The sequence below is a fragment of the Streptomyces sp. NPDC051217 genome (assembly GCF_044455465.1).
Lineage (GTDB): Bacteria > Actinomycetota > Actinomycetes > Streptomycetales > Streptomycetaceae > Streptomyces.
Window position 1 is genome coordinate 56,281 of the sequence record NZ_JBITEV010000025.1, and the last position, 16,117, is coordinate 72,397.

A 16,117-nucleotide genomic window follows, 5' to 3' on the forward strand; every position below is an offset into this window, starting at 1 on the left:
CGGCTCCGTGTCACCGCCCGTCCAGCTTGGCCAGCGCCTCCCTTAACGCCTGGGAGATGCTCTCGTCGCTGCTGAGGGCCTGGCGCAGAGGCTCCACGGCCCTTTTGTCCCCCAGATCGCCGAGGGCCCCCGCGAGGTAGTTCCGGACCTGAGCGTCGTCCTCGGCAAGCAGCGCCGAGCACAGCGAAGACACGAGCAAATCCCGCTCCGCATCGGTGAGTTCCTCGTCATCGTATGCGGTCAGACCGTTGCCGCTCGCGCTGCGCCAGGCGATGTTCTCCAGCTCGCGTGCCGCACGGCACCTCAGCTCCTGGCGCCGATCTCCCAGCGTCTCGAGCAGTCCGCGCAGCATCAGCTCTGCCCCGCCCATGTCCAACAGGGCCGGAGTCACCCAAACGACGGCCGCAACGAACGGAGGCTCATCGGGGGTGTCCACGTCTATCTCGTGCCAAAACTCCTCAATGCGCAGCAAGCCCACAAGGCGCTCCTCGGCCTCCGGTCCGCCGAACTCAGCCAGGGCATCAATGATGTCGGCTGCGGACGCCTCCAACGTGGCGCTACGCACTTCCCTGTCGAGGGCGTCGAGCAACGGGCCCACTGCACGCGGATCGCCCAACCGTCTCAGCTTACGAACTGCCTCCCTGCGGACGGGGACTTCGTCGTCCTGCAGCGCCGCGCACACCTCTTCCACTGAGTTCGAGCGGCGGTCTCCCGCACCAGCACGGCCCCTCTTCCACCATCTCATCCGTCCCCCCGCGCCCATCACCATCGTCCGACAGTCCAAGGGCGAGGCTACTGACCGCCCCCGGGGACCCGCCCCGGCCAGAGGAGGCACCAGGGATACCTCCCTCAACTGCACCCAACCCTTCACTGTCCCCTCACACCTCGGAGGTGCCTTGACGAAGCACATTCCCGTAGCTACCCGTTCGGGTGAAGTGCAGAGAAGCACGCCGTGATGGCCGGCCTGGAGCGTCTGTGGGCCACCTCCGGCGTCACCCCGGTACGACGGGAGCCCGGGATGCCGGGAGTCCACGCCCGCGTACACGCGGACATCCGACGCCCCGGCACCCAGGCATGACAGTGAACCGGTTCTACGGTGCGGGGGTGTAGACGACGGCGGTGGTCTCGCACGGCCCGTCCGCGAGGACCTTCAGCGCCTCCAGCTCACGCTCGTCGACCGTCAGACTCCAGCGGAGCTTGGTGGCGACCCACTCCCCCACGTAACGGCACTGCTGCCCGGTCGCCGGCGGCAGCCACTGCGACGGATCCTTGTCCGCCTTCGAGCGATTGGTTCGCGCTGTCACCGCCACCAGCGACGTCTCCGCGTCCTGGTCGTTCGCGTACGCCTCACGCCGCTGCGCGGTCCACGCAGAGGCGCCGGAGTCCCACGCTTCGGCCAGCGGCACCATGTGGTCGACGTCCAGCTTGGCTGCGTCCGTCACCGTCTGCTCGTCGTAGTAGCTGAACCAGCGCCCCCGGTCATGGCGCAATTGCCAGTGACCTGCGGGGAGTCCAGTGCTTCGGCGAGGAGGATCTCTGCGCGGGTGTGGCACCCGTCGGCCGGGTCCAGGCCGACGTTCCAGTGGCGGAAGGAGGTGCGCTGGTAGCCCTCACGGCTCTCCACCGCCTCGGGCAACTCGCCGACAGCATCGGAGAGCACCGGACAGTGGAAAGCGCGAGACCGCGCAGCAGATTCTTGATCACAACCGGCAGTGATACCGGCCCCTGGTCGGCCACCGGGCCGACCGACGTGCCCGCTCCCCCGTACGGACGCAGACTTTCACCGCAGACACCTCACGAGGCGAGGCGTCAAGTTGACGGCGGGTCAGCAGACCTCCGAGGTCGTTGCGGCCGCCCTGGTGTCGATGGTCACTCAACTCCCCCGGGCGAGCTGCGGTCCGGTGCGCGGCTCACACGGCCAGACGAGTGGGCACAGCGTCCGCTCGTCCGTAGGCGAGCACCTGGGCAAGAACCTCGCGGAACAGGACAACGTCCTCGGCCGGTGCTTCGATGACGGCCTCGATCTCGCTGTCACTCAACCGCAGGTCTTCCAAGGCCTCAGGAGCGAGTGAAACGCGGAGGGTATTGCCCGTCAGGACAGCTTCCCTCACACACCCATATGCGGTCCCTTGCCCGGCTGTGACGAGGCAGTGCGTATCCATCCCCAGGGCGACCTCTTGATCATCAGGCTCCTCCTCTCCCGCCATGAACATCAAGATGAAGCCGCTTCCGTCCTCACCCTCGGCGAGAGCGGCTTCGGTGAAGTAGCCGTCGGGGTCGATCTCTGTTCTGGCGGCGCGGGCAGTGAATCGGTACGTCATGCCGGGGTTGTACCAGCGCGCTCAACCGAGGCAGGAGGCAGGGTCGGGCGCCGACGTTCCACCTCCATAGGACGGCGCCCACGACGCGGACTCCAGGGCTCCTCTGTGGAAGACTGTGAACCTCTGGCTGGGTAATTGGGTGGGGCGTCAACACCCCGCCACGGACGTCGGTGGTGTCGCGGTCAGGCCGCGGCCTGGAGCACGTCGGTCTCTGCGCGGAACGCCGCATGCTCGTCGAAGAGCTGCCGGTGCCGCAGGCAGTGATGAAGCTGTCCAACCAAGCCGTTGATGACATTGCGCAAAGCAGAGGCATGCCAGTCACCCACGTCTCGACGGTGACGGTAGCGGGCCATGACCCCGGGTGAGGCACGCAGGGCGGAGAAGGACCAGAGATAGCCGGCGTGGTTGAGGCGCTGGTTTTAGACCCCCCTGTAGGCAACTGCGGCCTTCTTGCCCGAGGCGCGGGTGCCCGGTGAGGAGCCGGCGTATGCCCTGAGGCCGCGGGCACTGGCGAAACGCGTCCGGTCGTCGCCGATCTCGGCGAGAACACGGGCTCCGAGCTGGGGGCCGAGACCGGGGAAGCTGAGAATGATCTCGGCGCCGTCGTGCTGGAGGAACGCTTCCTCAGCCGCCTGGGCAAGATCGTCGGCTGCCAGGCAGGCGGCTTGGAGCTGACGCAGCAGAGCCAGCATCTGTCGGCCCATGGCCTGCTCGGTGAGGGGCTGGTGGTGGGCCCATTCCGCCCGAAAGATCTCCCGGAGCCGTTCCGTCTCCGCCTCGATTTCGCGCTGCCGGCCCGCCTTCTTGAGAGCGGCTGTGATCTGGGCCCGGGTCAGGCGAGCCGCGTTGGTCGGGGTCGGAGCTGCCTTGAGCAGTTCCAGGGACTCCGGTCGGCACAGGCCGCCCTTCCACCGTGACGCGGCCTGCAGGACGGCGGGATAGTACTCGCGCAACAAGGAACGCAGCTGGTTCGCGAGTTGCTGCCGGTTCCACACAGCATCCTGCTGAGCGCGGGCGAGGACGGCCACCGAGGCGACCAGGTCAGAGTCATCAGGTATGGCGCGGTGCGCGTTGGTGCGCAGGATGTTCGCCAGGACGAGCGCGTCACCGAGATCCGACTTCTTCCGGGACACGGAGTGCCGGTCGCGGTAGCGGGCAGCGGCCAGCGGGTTGATCGCGTACACGCTCCGGGGACCCGACCGCAGGGTGGCGACGAGCAGCCCGCGGTTGGTCTCGATGGCGACGGGGATCGGGCTGTCCGCGGTGTCCCCGTGCTGGGCGAGCAGGTCGAGCAGTCGCCGGTAGCCGGCCATGTCGTCGGTTATCCGGGCCTTGGCCAGGAGCTGCCCCGAGGCGTCGACCAGTGCCACGTCGTGATGATTCTCCGCCCAGTCAATTCCGCAGTAGATCACTTCATCCCTTCCCGAGAATGCCTCGTTTCTGACGGTCACGAGCACATACGGGTCACGCAGCGTTCTAATTTCAGGCCTCGGCCGCCAGGACCGGGCCGCCACCTCACTAGCCGTTCGTGACACCAGCGCGCCGTACGGGCCTCGGCCTTGGGTCAGAGCTCTGAGAGCTCGAAGGGATCAAGAGGTCACCGTGCGACGTGCTCGCGCCGCGAAGGTATCGGGCCAGAGCGAAGGCTGGGGCTGGGCGACCCGGTCGGCTCCAACTGAGCACCGTCTGCGGTCGGGCCTCGAAGGCCGGAAACGATGCAGGCTTCCACCGAAGCGACCTGGCCGCCCATCCCCAAGCCGGGACACATCCCGGCTGCAAGGATCACTCCTACTGGCACGGGGAGCGCTCCTTGAAGACGAATTAGAAACGATCAACTCAGACCGGTGCGGGGCCCGTACGCGCGGCGGTGAATCGGCTACCTGGGCTGCGGTCCGCACCCCGGCGCGTTTGGTCGGCCTCCACTTGTCCATCGCCATGATGCGCGGAGGCCGGTGTCCGAGCTGTTTGGGACTTCGGCATCGACTCCCTGGATATTGGCCAGATGGTAGGTGTGCACCTTTTCGTGGCGTCGGCATACAGGCACGGCGGATCGAGTTCCAGCGAATGGACGGTGTGGACGGTGGGCTTGCCCCGGCCGGGTGCGTAGGCAATGGTCCTGTTCTGTTGGTGGTCAATGACGTGGGCGAGGCGGGGCAGGGCGGGCGGCACCAGCCCCAACTGCCAGGGCGAAGGTGGTGGGGTGTGGGATCGTCGATGCGGTCCCGCAGGGGCGGGTCTGGTGTGACGCGTGGCGTCTGGACAGGGGTGGGTGGCTTTGCGGGTTGTGGGCGGCCGTTACGAGTTGGTCGATTTCGTTGGCCGGGGCGGTATGGGGGAGGTCTGGGAGGGCCGCGACCGTCTGATCGAACGCCGAGTCGCGGTCAAGCTGCTGCCGCACGACCGGCGGGACGCGTCCGGCGCGGAACTGTTCTTCCGCGAGGCTCGAACCGCCGGCGGTCTGAGCCACACGGGCGTGGTGACGGTCTTCGACCTGGGGCAGGACCCTGACGACGGCACCCTCTACCTGGTGATGGAGTTCGTCACCGGACGGGGCCTGGACACGGTACTCCGTGAGGACGGCGCGGCTCAGATACGTACTGCCGTGGACTGGATGGCACAGACGGCTGCGGCGCTTCAGGCCGCCCATACGGCCGGGGTCGTGCACCGGGACCTGAAACCGGCGAACCTCATGGCCACCCCGGACGATCAGATCAAGATCCTCGACTTCGGCATCGCCCGGTACATTGCGGCCACGCACAAGTCGAGCAAAGTGATCGGCACACTCGCCTACATGCCCCCCGAGCGCTTCGGTGATCACCCCACCGATCCCCGCTCCGACCTGTACTCCCTGGGTTGCGTACTCCACGAGCTTCTCACCGGAAGCACCCCGTTCCAGGCTGCGGAAGCGGTCGCGATGCTGGCCGCACACCTGTACAAGGCCCCCGAGCCGCCGGGCCGGGCCCGCCCAGGTGTCCCCGCCGCCCTGGACGATCTGGTCATGGCGCTCCTTGCCAAGGATCCCGACGACCGCCCCTCGTCAGCGGGCGAGGTCTGCGAGCGCCTTCGTGAACTGTCCACCTCCGCCTCCGCTCCCGGTGCCGGATCGCACGTGTCCGACGCGGACACGGAGACAGGCACCACTCCCTTCGCCGCTGCCGGTCCTGACCCAGCCCGCACGCCGGAACCGGCACGTGTGCCGCGACCGGCTGCGGGCACGCCGCCGCGGGGCCGCCGCATCAGCCGTCGTACCGCCTTGCGGCTCGGTATCGGTGCCGGTGGCGCCGCTGCCGTCGCTACAGGTGTCGTCGCCGCAGTCAACCTGTTCGATGACCGCGGCACGCCCGGTCCGGACACTGCCGATCCGCGTGTCCGGTGGCGGCACAGCGTCGGCGGTGCGGTCACGTCGTCGCCGGCGGTGGCTGACGGGCTGGTGTACGTCGGCGGTAGCGACGGGCGTGTGTATGCCCTGGATGCCACTACCGGGGAGAGGAAGTGGCACTACCCCACTATCGACAAGCTCGAACCGGCTCCGACCGTGGCCGACGGGGCCGTGTACATCGGCGGCAGCTCCGCCGTGACCTCGCTGGACGCGGCCACGGGGAAGAAGAGGTGGGCGGTCTCCCGCGATTCCGGTCTCAAGCCACCGGCGGTGGTCGACGGGGTGGTCTACATCGCGGGCTACAAGTACATGTCCGCCCTGGACGCGGCCACCGGGGCCGAGGAGTGGGCAGTCGGCTCGAGCGACTGGGGCTTCCGCAACAAAAGTGTGTGGAGCAATGAGCCAGAGGACTGGGGCTTCACGTCGCCGAGGGTGGTCGACGGGGTGGTGTACATCGGCAGCAGCAAGAGGGTGTACGCCCTGGACGCGGCGACCGGCGACATGAAGTGGGCCTTCGACTCAGGCGATTGGGTCAGGTCGTCGCCGACTGTGGCCGACAAGGTCGTGTACGTCGGTAGCAACAGCAAGAGGGTGTACGCCTTGGACGCGGCCGACGGCAACAAGAACTGGAGCTACGCCACCGGCGACAAGGTCCGATCGTCGCCGGCGGTGGCCAACGGGGTCGTGTACGTCAGCAGCTCGGACCACAGCGTGTACGCCTTGGAAACCGCCATAAAGGACAGCCCGGCGTAGCTCTCAACTCGTAACGACCGCTTGATGTAGGACTCAACCAGGAACCCATGGGCGTTCGCCCCGAGAGGAGCGCTCCTCGCGACCACTGAGTGGTTGACGCTGTCGGGGATCTTGGTTCGGGGCGTTTGGCCGACGTAGTGGCGGGCGTTGGGCGAGGCACAGACCAAGCTCGGCGTCGGCCCGATGGATAGTGAGCGGCGGTGCGGTCTCTTTCCCCGAAGGTGGGGATGTGCCGTAGCGGTCGGGTGTCGCGACCAGCGAGGATGCCCGTCATGACCGCCGGTCAGAATCTTGTTCCTCTGAGTTCGACGGACTCGATGCCCGTGGTATTCGGTGCGGGAGCGGCCATCGGCGTTCTGGGCGGGATGATCGGATTGGGCGGCGCGGAGTTCCGCCTGCCGCTGCTCATCAGCTTGTTCGGGTTCGCCGCTCAACCTTCGTGCCCGGACGCTCCGTCTCGGGTGCCGACTGCGTGTCGGTGCGCCACGTCGTCCGCCGACTGATCTCCGACTCGATCGTGGTGCGCATCAGGCGGCGGTCCATCGCGCGGGCTGTGCTCGTCCAACGCGTTGCATCGCCCAGCGCGAAAGCCCGTAAGCGTCCGCGGCCGGCATTTCCGTGGACTGGACGCTGCAGCCGGCCGGTTGTGCCGCCCACCCGCTTGTCGGAGTTTCCGAGCTCTGGGACGGGCGCTGCTGCACTACCACTTTCCCCTGGACGGGTGCCTGGAGGAGGAGGCAGAACGCCTACAGGTCCCTCTCGCCGCCGTGGCCGTCATCCGGCCCGAGGCCATGCCTGTCGGCACCGACGAGACCTACCCGCATGCCTGTGTCCGGCTGGGAGTGGAAGCACGCCCCGAAGGGTGGGCGTTGTGGGAGACCTGGTCCGACGGCAACGCGAAAGTCACCATGGTCGTCTCCGCCATGGACACCACCGAGGGCCTCCTCACCAACTGGGCCAAGGGCAGAGACCTGCTCCCGGTCATGCCGCTGCCCTCCCAGATCGCCCAGGTCCACGCCGGCTGGACCGGCTGGGGATCGATTTTCTCCCCCTACGGCAAGAGAAAGCTCGGCCTCAACGGGCAGCCGTGATCCACAGGTATTGACTATTGCTCCCGCTCCCACTGGACACCCGTCAGATCGCCCCGACTCCCCAAGTTCTCTCAACGCATCACGTGCTCGGCGGACGCGGCTCACGGTCGATCCTCTCTGCACCGGCCAGCAGCTCCGGGTGCAACCGGCTTCGGGCACTGAACAGTTCGATGCCCAGAAGTCGTCCGTGTGAGTCGTAGTCGAGTATCGCCGTGTCGTCCTCGGCAGGTACCTGCCGGACGGCCTCCCCTGGGGCGATGCTGTCGACAAGGTAGATGTACGCCATGTTCGCCACTGCGTCGTACTCGACCCGCATCGCTGACCTTCCCCGCGGTTCTCCGACCTGTAGTGCAGGCCCTGATCTTCCACAGAGCGTACTGACGTCAAAGATCGCCAGGACAGTGCCTAGTCGCGCATCCTGTGCCCATGCTGGAGTTACCGAGGGCGGGCCAGCAGAAATGCGATGTCGTCCTCCGCGTTGTCCATCCTCTTCATCGTGGTCAGGACGGTACTGGCGAGTTCTTCCAGGTCTCCTACGGGCTGGCTGAGAGCGGTGCGAAGCTGCTCCAGGCCCTCGTCGATGTCTGCCGTACGACTCTCGACGAGTCCGTCGGTGTACAGGGCCATCAGGCCCCCCTTGGGGAGGTCGAACTCCACCGATTTGTAGTCCGGCAGGCCAACGCCGATCGGTGCTCCAGGGGTAAGAGCGACAAAGTTTGACGTGCCGTCGGGGAAAACCACAGCAGGAGGCGGGTGGCCGGCGCTCGCTGCGGTGACCCGGCCACTGGCCGGGTCATAGACCGCGTAGACGCAGGTGGCGCTGGTGGCAGGCGTATCGACACGATGGCTGTCGGACAGGTTGAGGGCGAGCTGGTCAAGCTGGGCGAGGACCTCAGCGGGACTGAGTCCCAGGTTGCTGAGGGTGATGACGGCGGTCCGCAGTTGGCCCATGGTGGCGGCGGCGGTGATGCCGTGGCCGACCACGTCGCCGACGACCAGGGCGATCCGGCCGCCAGAGAGCGGGATGGCGTCGTACCAGTCCCCGCCCACATCTCCATGACGATCGGAAGGTTGGTAACGGGACACAATCTGCAATGCGGTGCCGCCATCGAGCCGGGCCGGCAGCAGATTACGCTGCAAGGCGAGAGCGGCCCTGCGCTCCTGTCTGTAGCGTAGGGCGTTGTCCAAGCTGAGAGCAGCCCGTTCGGTCAGGCCCTCTACGAGTTTCAAGTCCGCCTGGCAGAAGGGAAGAGGGTTATCGGTGCGGACGAAGACCGCCACGCCAAGCACCGTCTCGCGGGCGGTGAGCGGTACCATGATCAGCGAGTGCATGCCGGTTTCTCGGATGGCCCTCAGCCGGTCCGGGTCCCGGTCGAGCCAGTTGCCCGGTCCCGTGTCGAGTTTCGGTTCCAAGTGGGCCCTGCGGGTGGCGAGTACCTCGGTGAAGGGTGAAGACGGAGGGACGTACACGGCGTCGCCGCGGGACCAGATCGACTCAGGGAAGCCAGGATGGATGGACGCCAGCCCCGCACGGTAGAACGCCGGGATGCTTTGGGTCGTCCCGGACAGATGCTCCAGCGGCGTGTCCTTCTCGGAGACGGTGCCCGTCAGGTCCACGGTGACGTAGTCGGCGATCGCGGGTACCGCGATATCGGCGAGTTCCTGCGCGGTTCGCCTTACATCGAGCGTGGTGCCGATCTGGGTACCCGCATCCGTGAGCAGGTTGAAGCGCTTGGCTGTCCAGCTGTCACTTGTCTCCACGCTCAGCAAGCACACGCCCAGTACTTGCCCTTGTGGGTCCTGCAGCCGGAAGAGCGATATCGAGTGCCCGCGCTCTTCTCCCGTACCGGTGCCGAGCGTCCAGTTGTGATCGAGCACCGGGGCGCCGGTTATGAGGACGTCCTGTAGCGACATCTCCAGGGTGTCCGCGCTCTCTCCGGCCAAGGCTTCACCCGCGCGCAGCCCAAGCGGCGTATCGCTCTCGAAGAGGTTCTGCTGAACCGTCGCCTCGTTGAACCAGGTGCAGCGCAGATCGGTGTCCCAGAAAGCCAGCCCGACCGGTGAGTTCTCGTATAGCGCCTGTGCCATCGAGGGCTGCAGGCCTCGGGGAGGCACCGACCCGGTCGTGGTCACGGACCACTCCAACCAATTACTGTTTCAGCCCCGCCACCCTCACTGTCCGCCAGAACGGTGGACCGCAGATGCACGGTCGTCCCGCTCCCGTCTCGGCGAAAAATCCGCACCTGTCCAGACCAGGATCCGAAGGGCCGCCGTTCTGCCGGAGCGCCCAGTGCCGGTGGAGCTAGCAACTGCGCCGCAGGGTGGCGCAGCACTTGCTCAGCAGTGAGGCCCCAGACAAGCTCGGCAGTACGACTCCATTGGTTCACCGGTCCATCTGCCCCGATCACCGCGACGGGGCCCATGGCGGTGATCGGGTTGTCCGCTTCCCTGTCCGAGCTCATGAGGCCACCAGAGCTCCGATCGCAGGGAGGTGTCACGCTTCGGTCTGCTACGACATGCACACTTTGGGGGGTCATAATTTCCTATAGAATCTGATCCGGAGGGCAACCCCCGGGGAACGTCCCAGCAGGTCCGTCTCCACACGTAATACGTACACTTGAATCTACGCACTCGCCTCCTGCCTCGCACGGTCCAATTCGCCGGCTGATTCATGGGCCATAGCCGACCAAGGCACGTCCGTCGTCGTCGAGACAGGGGGCAGGAGGAGGGCGGCCGCAGTTCCCTGGTGTGATGGTTCTCCAGCCTGTGGGCCGTCCGCTCGACCTGCCATCTCACTGCTCCAACGCGATCATGACAGGCCGCCTCTCCGCAGCTGAACGCCGATAGACCGGCTGAACCGCCATTGGGCGCCCTGGGCGTCGCTCCGAGTCAAGGCCGCCGCGCTCCAGTTCGCGCTCGCCCACCCGGCCGCCGCCGCGATCCCCGGTGCCGCCCGCCCCTCCAGGACAGCCGAAGACCTCGGCGCCCTGCGCGAGAAGATCCCCGCCGCCTCCTGGCACGACCTGCGCACTGCCGGTCTGCTCGACCCGGCGGCCCCGCTCCCGGCCGGTGGCTGATCCGCACCCCATCCCCCATCCCCTCCCCACCTCCCCCGCCTAAAGGACATCCAGGGCCCGACGCCATCAGTGTGAGGGGAGCACGGGGGCTCCCGTCACACCGCGCACAGTGTCGGCGGCCCGGGTCCTGCCAGGCAGCGAGCGAATGCCGACGGCGCCGGGTCCACGGCGAACGGGTTGAAGATCAGGTCAGGGCATCACCGCACACAGTGCGTCCAGTGCCCCCGCCCACGCGCTGTCGGAGGGGCTGGCGTAGTTGACCACCAGTGCGTCCTGTTCGGGCAGTCGCCACCCGGAGTCCGCCGTCTCGTAGCGGAACGCGCTCATTCCTTCGACCGCGAGACCTCGCCGGGCCGCCGCCTGGACCACCGAGCGCTCGGTTCCGCGCGGGAGTTCGAGGAGCGCGTGCAGCCCGGCGGCCATGCCGGTCACGTGGACGCTGGGGGCAGTCCGCGCGAGGGCCGCGACCAGCTGGTCGCGGCGGCGCCGGTAGCGCAGCCGCATAGCGCGCACATGGCGGTCGTACGAGCCCGACGCAATAAACTCCGCGAGGGTCAGCTGTTCGAGGGAGCTCGACATCCAGTCGGCGTGCCCCTTTGCCGCCGCGATCTCGGGCACAAGGTCTTCGGGCAGCACCATCCAGGCGAGCCGCAGTCCCGGGGCGAGCGATTTGCTCGAAGTTCCGAGGTACACCACCCTCTCCGGGTCGAGCCCTTGCAGCGCGCCCACCGGCTGACGGTCGTACCTGAACTCTCCGTCGTAGTCGTCCTCCAGAATCAGGCCACCTGTGGACCGTGCCCAGTCGACAGCTACTGCGCGCCGGTCGGGGCGCAGCGCAATCCCTGTCGGGAACTGGTGTGCCGGTGTCATCAGTACCGCACCGACCCCGCGCATTCCCGCCAAGTCCTCGGTGCGTGTCCCGTGTTCGTCGACGTAGAGGGGCGGGACTCGCAGTCCGGTGCTGGTCAGCAGGTCTCGATAGATGTCGAGGCCGTACGACTCGACGGAGACCGCTCTAACCTGCCGAGCTCTGAGTACCTGGGCCATCAGTGTCAGACCATGACGGAACCCGGAACAGATGACCACACGCTCCGGCGCCGCGTACACTCCGCGGGCCCGCGCCAGATAGTCGGCGAGCACGGTTCTCAGCTCCATGCGGCCCAGAGCGTCGCCGATACCGAAGGCCTCGTGAGGCGCCGCGGTCACGGCGCGACGGGCCGCGGTGAGCCACTGCTTGCGGGGAAATTCCGCGAGGTTGGGCGTACCCGTCAGCATGCTGTACGTTGCCCTGCTTCGCGCCAGGTTCGCGGGCGGACCGGCGGGTGAAGTCTTGCGGGGTTCGGCGCGCTGGGCGACACGGGTCCCGGAACCCTGCTTGGCGACGAGCCAGCCCTCGGCAACCAGCTCGGCGTAGGCGTCGGCCACGGTGTTGCGGGCGATCCCGAGATCGGCGGCGAGTGAGCGGGATGGCGGCAACCTTGTACCAGGGGTCAGCCGCCCTGTGCGCACAGCCTCCCGTAGTGCCTCGATCAGCCCGGTACGCAGCCCAGGGCCTTTGCGGTCAAGATGCAGGTCGATGCCGAATTCGTGGGATGCGTTGTGTGCGGAATTGGACCAGGAATCTGTCATGAGAATGGACCGTACCTCAGCGCCATTGGCTGCACAGGCCGGGGACATGGAGTTGTGCGAGATCAGGAACACACTCGCTACGGGATGTCGTGCCTGACGGGTGTAGTGGCCTTCCAGCGGTGGGGTCATGATCCGCGCCGCCGTCTTCTGGGACGTTGACGACACTCTGTCTGACTACAAGGGAGCAGACGGCGCAGAAGGGCTGAAAGGTACGTTCGCTTTCGCCGACGATGCACTGCTCTGTTGGCAGACACACTCAGTTGCGCTGGGCAACGTTGGCCGCGCGGGAGTCCGACTTCCCGGGTCCGCGACGGGCGCGGGTCCAGGGGTTCCTCGTGGCGGACATGGACGACTCCGCGGCGGACGCGGGTTCGACCGCTTAGTGGTCCACTTCGAGGCGGACTCGACGCTCTTCCGGGACAGCCTTGGGGTCTGGATGGGCTCGGCGACCACCGGCATGCTGTTCTGTCGCACACGAGCCTGGCCTACCAGGAACGCAAGCTTCGCATCCTTGGTGTGCGGGACCGGTTCGAGGCAGTGTCGCGAGCTGGGTGTGTCCAAACCTGCGGCCTCCGCCTTCCACGCGGCGTGCGTGGTGCTGGGCCTTCTGCCGCGCGAAACTGCTGTACGTGGGTGATGGCCCCGATATTGACGCCGTTGGCGCGGTGGGAGCCGGTCATAGCTGGTGTGGCTCGACCGGGACGGCCTACGCCAAGCGGTGGCGGAGGCCAGGCCGGACGCGGTGATCCATCTACTCACCGACCTGGCAGACCCGGATGGCGAGGAAACCAACCGGTTGCGCCGGGAAGGGACTCGCAATCTGGTGGATGCGGCCGAGTCCGCACTCCCGCGGCAGAGGCAAGCACCCGAAACAACGCAAACGGCTGAAACGGGCGCGTGGGGCCTCCCACAGGCTCACTCCATCGCACGGACGGCGGCCGGAGTACTCGACACACCGCGCGCCAGACCACGCCCTTACCAGCGGCCTACATGTCCGCCGGAAGGTACTCGTGCCACGGACCAGAGGCGGGCGGGAGACTACGAAATCCCTGTACCAGCGTGTAATTGGCCCGGGAACTACACACGCCAATGGACCATAACCTGACGCCACCGGGCACGTAACGTCTGCAGCATGACAACGAACGACGTACAGGACCACAAGCAGCACCTCCCGGAGCACGAAGCCCGCCTGGATCTGGCGAAGCTGCTCCCCGAGTTCAGCAAGGCCATGCTTCGTCTTGACACCGCAGCGGGACGCGGGGTCGAGTCGGCTCTGCTCCATCTGGTCAAGATCCGAGCCTCCCAGGTGAACCAGTGCTCTTTCTGCCTGGACATGCACAGCAAGGACGCCCTGGCTGCAGGCGAGTCGGCAGAGCGGGTCATTCAGCTAAGCGCGTGGAGGGAAGCCAAGCACTTCTTCACGGCTCGAGAAGTTGCCGCGATCGAACTCACTGAGGCGATCACACTGCTGACAGAAGGACACGTACCGGACGACGTGTACGCAAGGGCCGCAAGCGAGTTCGACGAGACCGAGCTGGCTGGCCTCATCGCCGCGATCACGACCATCAACGCGTGGAACCGTATCGGAGTGTCCACCCGCATGGTCCCCGGTCACTACACCCCGGCCGCGACCGCGGGCTGAGAGCGGCCGGAGTCATGCCGAATGGCTCCCGAACAACACGACTCTCCCTTTCTCCGCCCTCATCCCCTCCAAGTCCACGGGAAAAAATGACTGCGTCCAGCTTCCGCGCCCTGCACCAAGGGCGCACCGCCGGCAACCCACTCGTACTGCCAGGGCCTTGGGACGCTACCAGTGCCCAGGTCTTCGCTGACGCCGGCTTCCCCGCACTCGCCACCCCCAGCGCCGGGATCGCCGCCTCGCTCGGCTACCAGGACGGTTCGACACCGGCCGATGAGATGTTCGCCGCGGTGGCGAGAATCGTCCGGGCTGTCGACGTGCCCGTATCCGCTGACATTGAGGGCGGTTACGGCCTCGACCCCGGAGAGCTGGTCGGGCGGCTCCTGGAAACGGGCGCCATCGGCTGCAACCTGGAGGACTCCGAGGGGCACAGCACACTCAAGGACCCTGAGGAGCACGCCGAATGGCTGGCCGGTGTGCGAGCAGAGGCAGGCGAGGATCTCTTCATCAACGCGCGCGTCGACACCTTCCTGTTCGGTACCCGTGATCCTGCCGACGCCGTGGCCCGTGCCCGGCTGTACGTCAACGCCGGCGCCGACTGCGTGTACCCGCTCCTGGCCCCCCTCGATGTGTACCCGGAGCTACGGAAAGGCATCGAGGGCCCCCTCAACATGGCAGCTGACGAGCCGAACGAGGAGTCCGTAGCCGCGTTGGCAGGGCTGGGCGTCACTCGGATTACCTTCGGTCCGGGGATGCATCGTCACGTGAGGGGAGCCACCAGCAAACTCGCCACGCGACTGCGCGACTGAAAGCTCAGGCAGCACGACAGCACGTCGGTAGCTGGTCGCTGCAGGCGGGGCCAGGGGTCGCTAAAGGCCCCGAACCTCGCTGTTCTGCCTCAACAACAGCCCGAGACACACCTCACTCCCCTACGCGCGGACGCCGAGGGCGAAATCGACCGGGACGTGTCGGTGGACTCGACGGCCGTGCGAGCCCACCAGCACGCCGCCGGCGCGAGGAAGGCGTCCCCTGCCGACGTCCCTCAAACAGGGGAGGAGCGGGGGACGAAACAGGTCGATCCGCTACTGCGGAAATTGGCCGTCTGTCTGGGTGGAAGTGGTCAGATCGGCGAATGTCCGGGACGGTCCTGCGGCGGATCCACCACCAGGATCCACTTCGTCACCGAAAGATAATGCCGGCCACCCGCCTTCGTCCCGACACCTGGGCACTACGGAGACGGACCCCAGATCGAGCGGGTGCAGGCACAGGTTTCAGACGTCGTTTCATCTGGTGAGTCGGCGGTGGCAGATGAGTGTGGCTGCGATGCCGACGATGGCGGGGAGTGCTCGGCTTCGCGTTCGTAGCGCCGGTGGAGGCGTCGGCAGCCGGCCAGCCACGAGCCGGTTCGTTCGACGACCCATCGGTGTCGGCCCAGTCGTTGCGAGGATTCGACGCCCTTGCGGGCGATGCGGTGGGTGATCCCCCGACTGCGCAGCCATCGGCGCAGCCGGTTGTAGTCGTATCCCTTGCCGGCGTGCAGTTTGCCGGGCCGCCGACGTCGGGGTCCACGACGGGAGCGGATGGGCGGAATGCCGCGCACGAGCGGCTCCAGGCCCTGGCTGTCGTGCATGTTCGCGCCGGAAAACCCCAGCGACAGCGGAAGACCGTTCCGGCCGGTAATCAGGTGGATCTTCGATCCCGACCTGCCACGGCCGGTCGGATTCGGTCCCGTCAACAACCCCCTTTCGCCGCCCGGACACTGACGGAACCGATCGCAAAGCGCGACCGGTCCAGCTCACCGCAGGCACCGAGTTCGTCAAGGACAACACGGTGCAGCCGCGCCCACACCCACGCTTGCGACCACTGCGCGAACCGCCGGCAGACCATGGGCCAGGCCGGCCCGAACACCGGCGGCAACTGCCACCACGTGCAACCCGACGCGGCCACGAACAAGACCGCCGCCAGCACCTCACGATCACCCGCCCGAGCCCGGCCACCACCCTCCCGACGCATCACCTCCATCGGCTTCACCACCCCACGGAACAACACCCACAACTCACCCGACACCAACCGCTCAACCAAGCCCGTCATGCACAGTTCAACAAACGATCAAGCCATAAGGAACGACGTCTAACTGATCGTTTCAAAATGAACACCGTCTGGTGGGTTGTCAGTTGGGTGGTGTGTCGGCAGGATCTGTTGTGTGGCTGCTGATCTCGTGCCTGATG

General features: G+C 66.9%; 10 protein-coding genes and 4 pseudogenes. 6 read left to right on the forward strand and 8 right to left on the reverse strand.

Annotation, left to right across the window (positions count from 1 at the left end; all coding sequences use genetic code 11):
- Nucleotides 1–10: 10 nt before the first annotated feature.
- Nucleotides 11–910, reverse strand: coding sequence for a HEAT repeat domain-containing protein (locus ACIBBB_RS34955; protein WP_398989284.1), 900 nt, complete (start codon nucleotides 908–910; stop codon nucleotides 11–13).
- Between the two features lie 45 nt (nucleotides 911–955).
- On the opposite strand from ACIBBB_RS34955, the gene ACIBBB_RS34960 reads away from it, so the two are divergent.
- Nucleotides 956–1,078 carry a DUF6207 family protein gene (locus tag ACIBBB_RS34960; RefSeq protein WP_398989286.1) on the forward strand — a complete coding sequence of 41 codons (123 nt, stop codon included), beginning with the start codon at nucleotides 956–958 and terminating at the stop codon, nucleotides 1,076–1,078.
- 13 nt (nucleotides 1,079–1,091) lie between these two features.
- Here ACIBBB_RS34960 and ACIBBB_RS34965 read toward each other — a convergent pair.
- From ACIBBB_RS34965 to ACIBBB_RS34975, 3 genes and pseudogenes are all read right to left on the reverse strand, one after another.
- Nucleotides 1,092–1,717, reverse strand: a pseudogene (locus tag ACIBBB_RS34965) (HNH endonuclease family protein).
- A 193-nt stretch (nucleotides 1,718–1,910) separates the two neighbouring features.
- On the reverse strand, nucleotides 1,911–2,321 hold the full coding sequence (locus ACIBBB_RS34970) for a hypothetical protein (protein WP_398989288.1): 411 nt from the start codon (nucleotides 2,319–2,321) through the stop codon (nucleotides 1,911–1,913).
- 182 nt (nucleotides 2,322–2,503) lie between these two features.
- A pseudogene (locus ACIBBB_RS34975) lies at nucleotides 2,504–3,733 on the reverse strand (IS110 family transposase).
- Between the two features lie 857 nt (nucleotides 3,734–4,590).
- Between ACIBBB_RS34975 and ACIBBB_RS34980 the strand changes: the two are divergent.
- Both ACIBBB_RS34980 and ACIBBB_RS34985 read left to right on the forward strand, forming a co-directional pair.
- A complete protein-coding gene (locus ACIBBB_RS34980; protein ID WP_398989290.1) occupies nucleotides 4,591–6,453 on the forward strand; it encodes a PQQ-binding-like beta-propeller repeat protein in 1,863 nt (620 codons plus the stop codon).
- Between the two features lie 767 nt (nucleotides 6,454–7,220).
- Nucleotides 7,221–7,544 (forward strand): hypothetical protein, encoded by a 324-nt coding sequence (locus tag ACIBBB_RS34985; RefSeq protein WP_398989292.1) that lies wholly within the window; start codon nucleotides 7,221–7,223, stop codon nucleotides 7,542–7,544.
- Between the two features lie 79 nt (nucleotides 7,545–7,623).
- Here the strand turns inward: ACIBBB_RS34985 and ACIBBB_RS34990 are convergent, their stop codons facing one another.
- Nucleotides 7,624–7,860, reverse strand: a complete 237-nt coding sequence (locus ACIBBB_RS34990; RefSeq protein WP_398989294.1) for a DUF2283 domain-containing protein — start codon at nucleotides 7,858–7,860, stop codon at nucleotides 7,624–7,626.
- A 119-nt stretch (nucleotides 7,861–7,979) separates the two neighbouring features.
- The gene (locus ACIBBB_RS34995; RefSeq protein ID WP_398989296.1) at nucleotides 7,980–9,677 is read right to left on the reverse strand and encodes a SpoIIE family protein phosphatase; all 1,698 of its coding nucleotides are present in this window, start codon (nucleotides 9,675–9,677) and stop codon (nucleotides 7,980–7,982) included.
- A gap of 749 nt (nucleotides 9,678–10,426) precedes the next feature.
- Between ACIBBB_RS34995 and ACIBBB_RS35000 the strand changes: the two are divergent.
- Nucleotides 10,427–10,621 (forward strand): annotated as a pseudogene (locus tag ACIBBB_RS35000) (aldo/keto reductase); the annotation flags it as partial.
- 189 nt (nucleotides 10,622–10,810) lie between these two features.
- On the opposite strand, the gene ACIBBB_RS35005 reads toward ACIBBB_RS35000, so the two are convergent.
- The gene (locus tag ACIBBB_RS35005) at nucleotides 10,811–12,250 is read right to left on the reverse strand and encodes a PLP-dependent aminotransferase family protein (RefSeq protein WP_398989298.1); all 1,440 of its coding nucleotides are present in this window, start codon (nucleotides 12,248–12,250) and stop codon (nucleotides 10,811–10,813) included.
- Nucleotides 12,251–13,382: 1,132 nt separating this feature from the next.
- On the opposite strand from ACIBBB_RS35005, the gene ACIBBB_RS35010 reads away from it, so the two are divergent.
- On the forward strand, nucleotides 13,383–13,892 hold the full coding sequence (locus ACIBBB_RS35010; RefSeq protein ID WP_398989300.1) for a carboxymuconolactone decarboxylase family protein: 510 nt from the start codon (nucleotides 13,383–13,385) through the stop codon (nucleotides 13,890–13,892).
- 86 nt (nucleotides 13,893–13,978) lie between these two features.
- The gene (locus tag ACIBBB_RS35015; RefSeq protein WP_398989302.1) at nucleotides 13,979–14,698 is read left to right on the forward strand and encodes an isocitrate lyase/phosphoenolpyruvate mutase family protein; all 720 of its coding nucleotides are present in this window, start codon (nucleotides 13,979–13,981) and stop codon (nucleotides 14,696–14,698) included.
- 474 nt (nucleotides 14,699–15,172) lie between these two features.
- On the opposite strand, the pseudogene ACIBBB_RS35020 reads toward ACIBBB_RS35015, so the two are convergent.
- Nucleotides 15,173–15,980 (reverse strand): annotated as a pseudogene (locus tag ACIBBB_RS35020) (IS5 family transposase).
- Between the last annotated feature and the right edge of the window lie 137 nt (nucleotides 15,981–16,117).

Coding starts and splice junctions, on each gene's coding strand:
- ACIBBB_RS35005 (WP_398989298.1), bottom strand. CDS start 12,250: ATGACAGATTCCTGGTCCAATTCCGCACACAACGCATCCCACGAATTC.
- ACIBBB_RS35015 (WP_398989302.1), top strand. CDS start 13,979: ATGACTGCGTCCAGCTTCCGCGCCCTGCACCAAGGGCGCACCGCCGGC.
- ACIBBB_RS34955 (WP_398989284.1), bottom strand. CDS start 910: ATGTGCTTCGTCAAGGCACCTCCGAGGTGTGAGGGGACAGTGAAGGGT.
- ACIBBB_RS34990 (WP_398989294.1), bottom strand. CDS start 7,860: ATGCGGGTCGAGTACGACGCAGTGGCGAACATGGCGTACATCTACCTT.
- ACIBBB_RS35010 (WP_398989300.1), top strand. CDS start 13,383: ATGACAACGAACGACGTACAGGACCACAAGCAGCACCTCCCGGAGCAC.
- ACIBBB_RS34970 (WP_398989288.1), bottom strand. CDS start 2,321: ATGACGTACCGATTCACTGCCCGCGCCGCCAGAACAGAGATCGACCCC.
- ACIBBB_RS34960 (WP_398989286.1), top strand. CDS start 956: ATGGCCGGCCTGGAGCGTCTGTGGGCCACCTCCGGCGTCACCCCGGTA.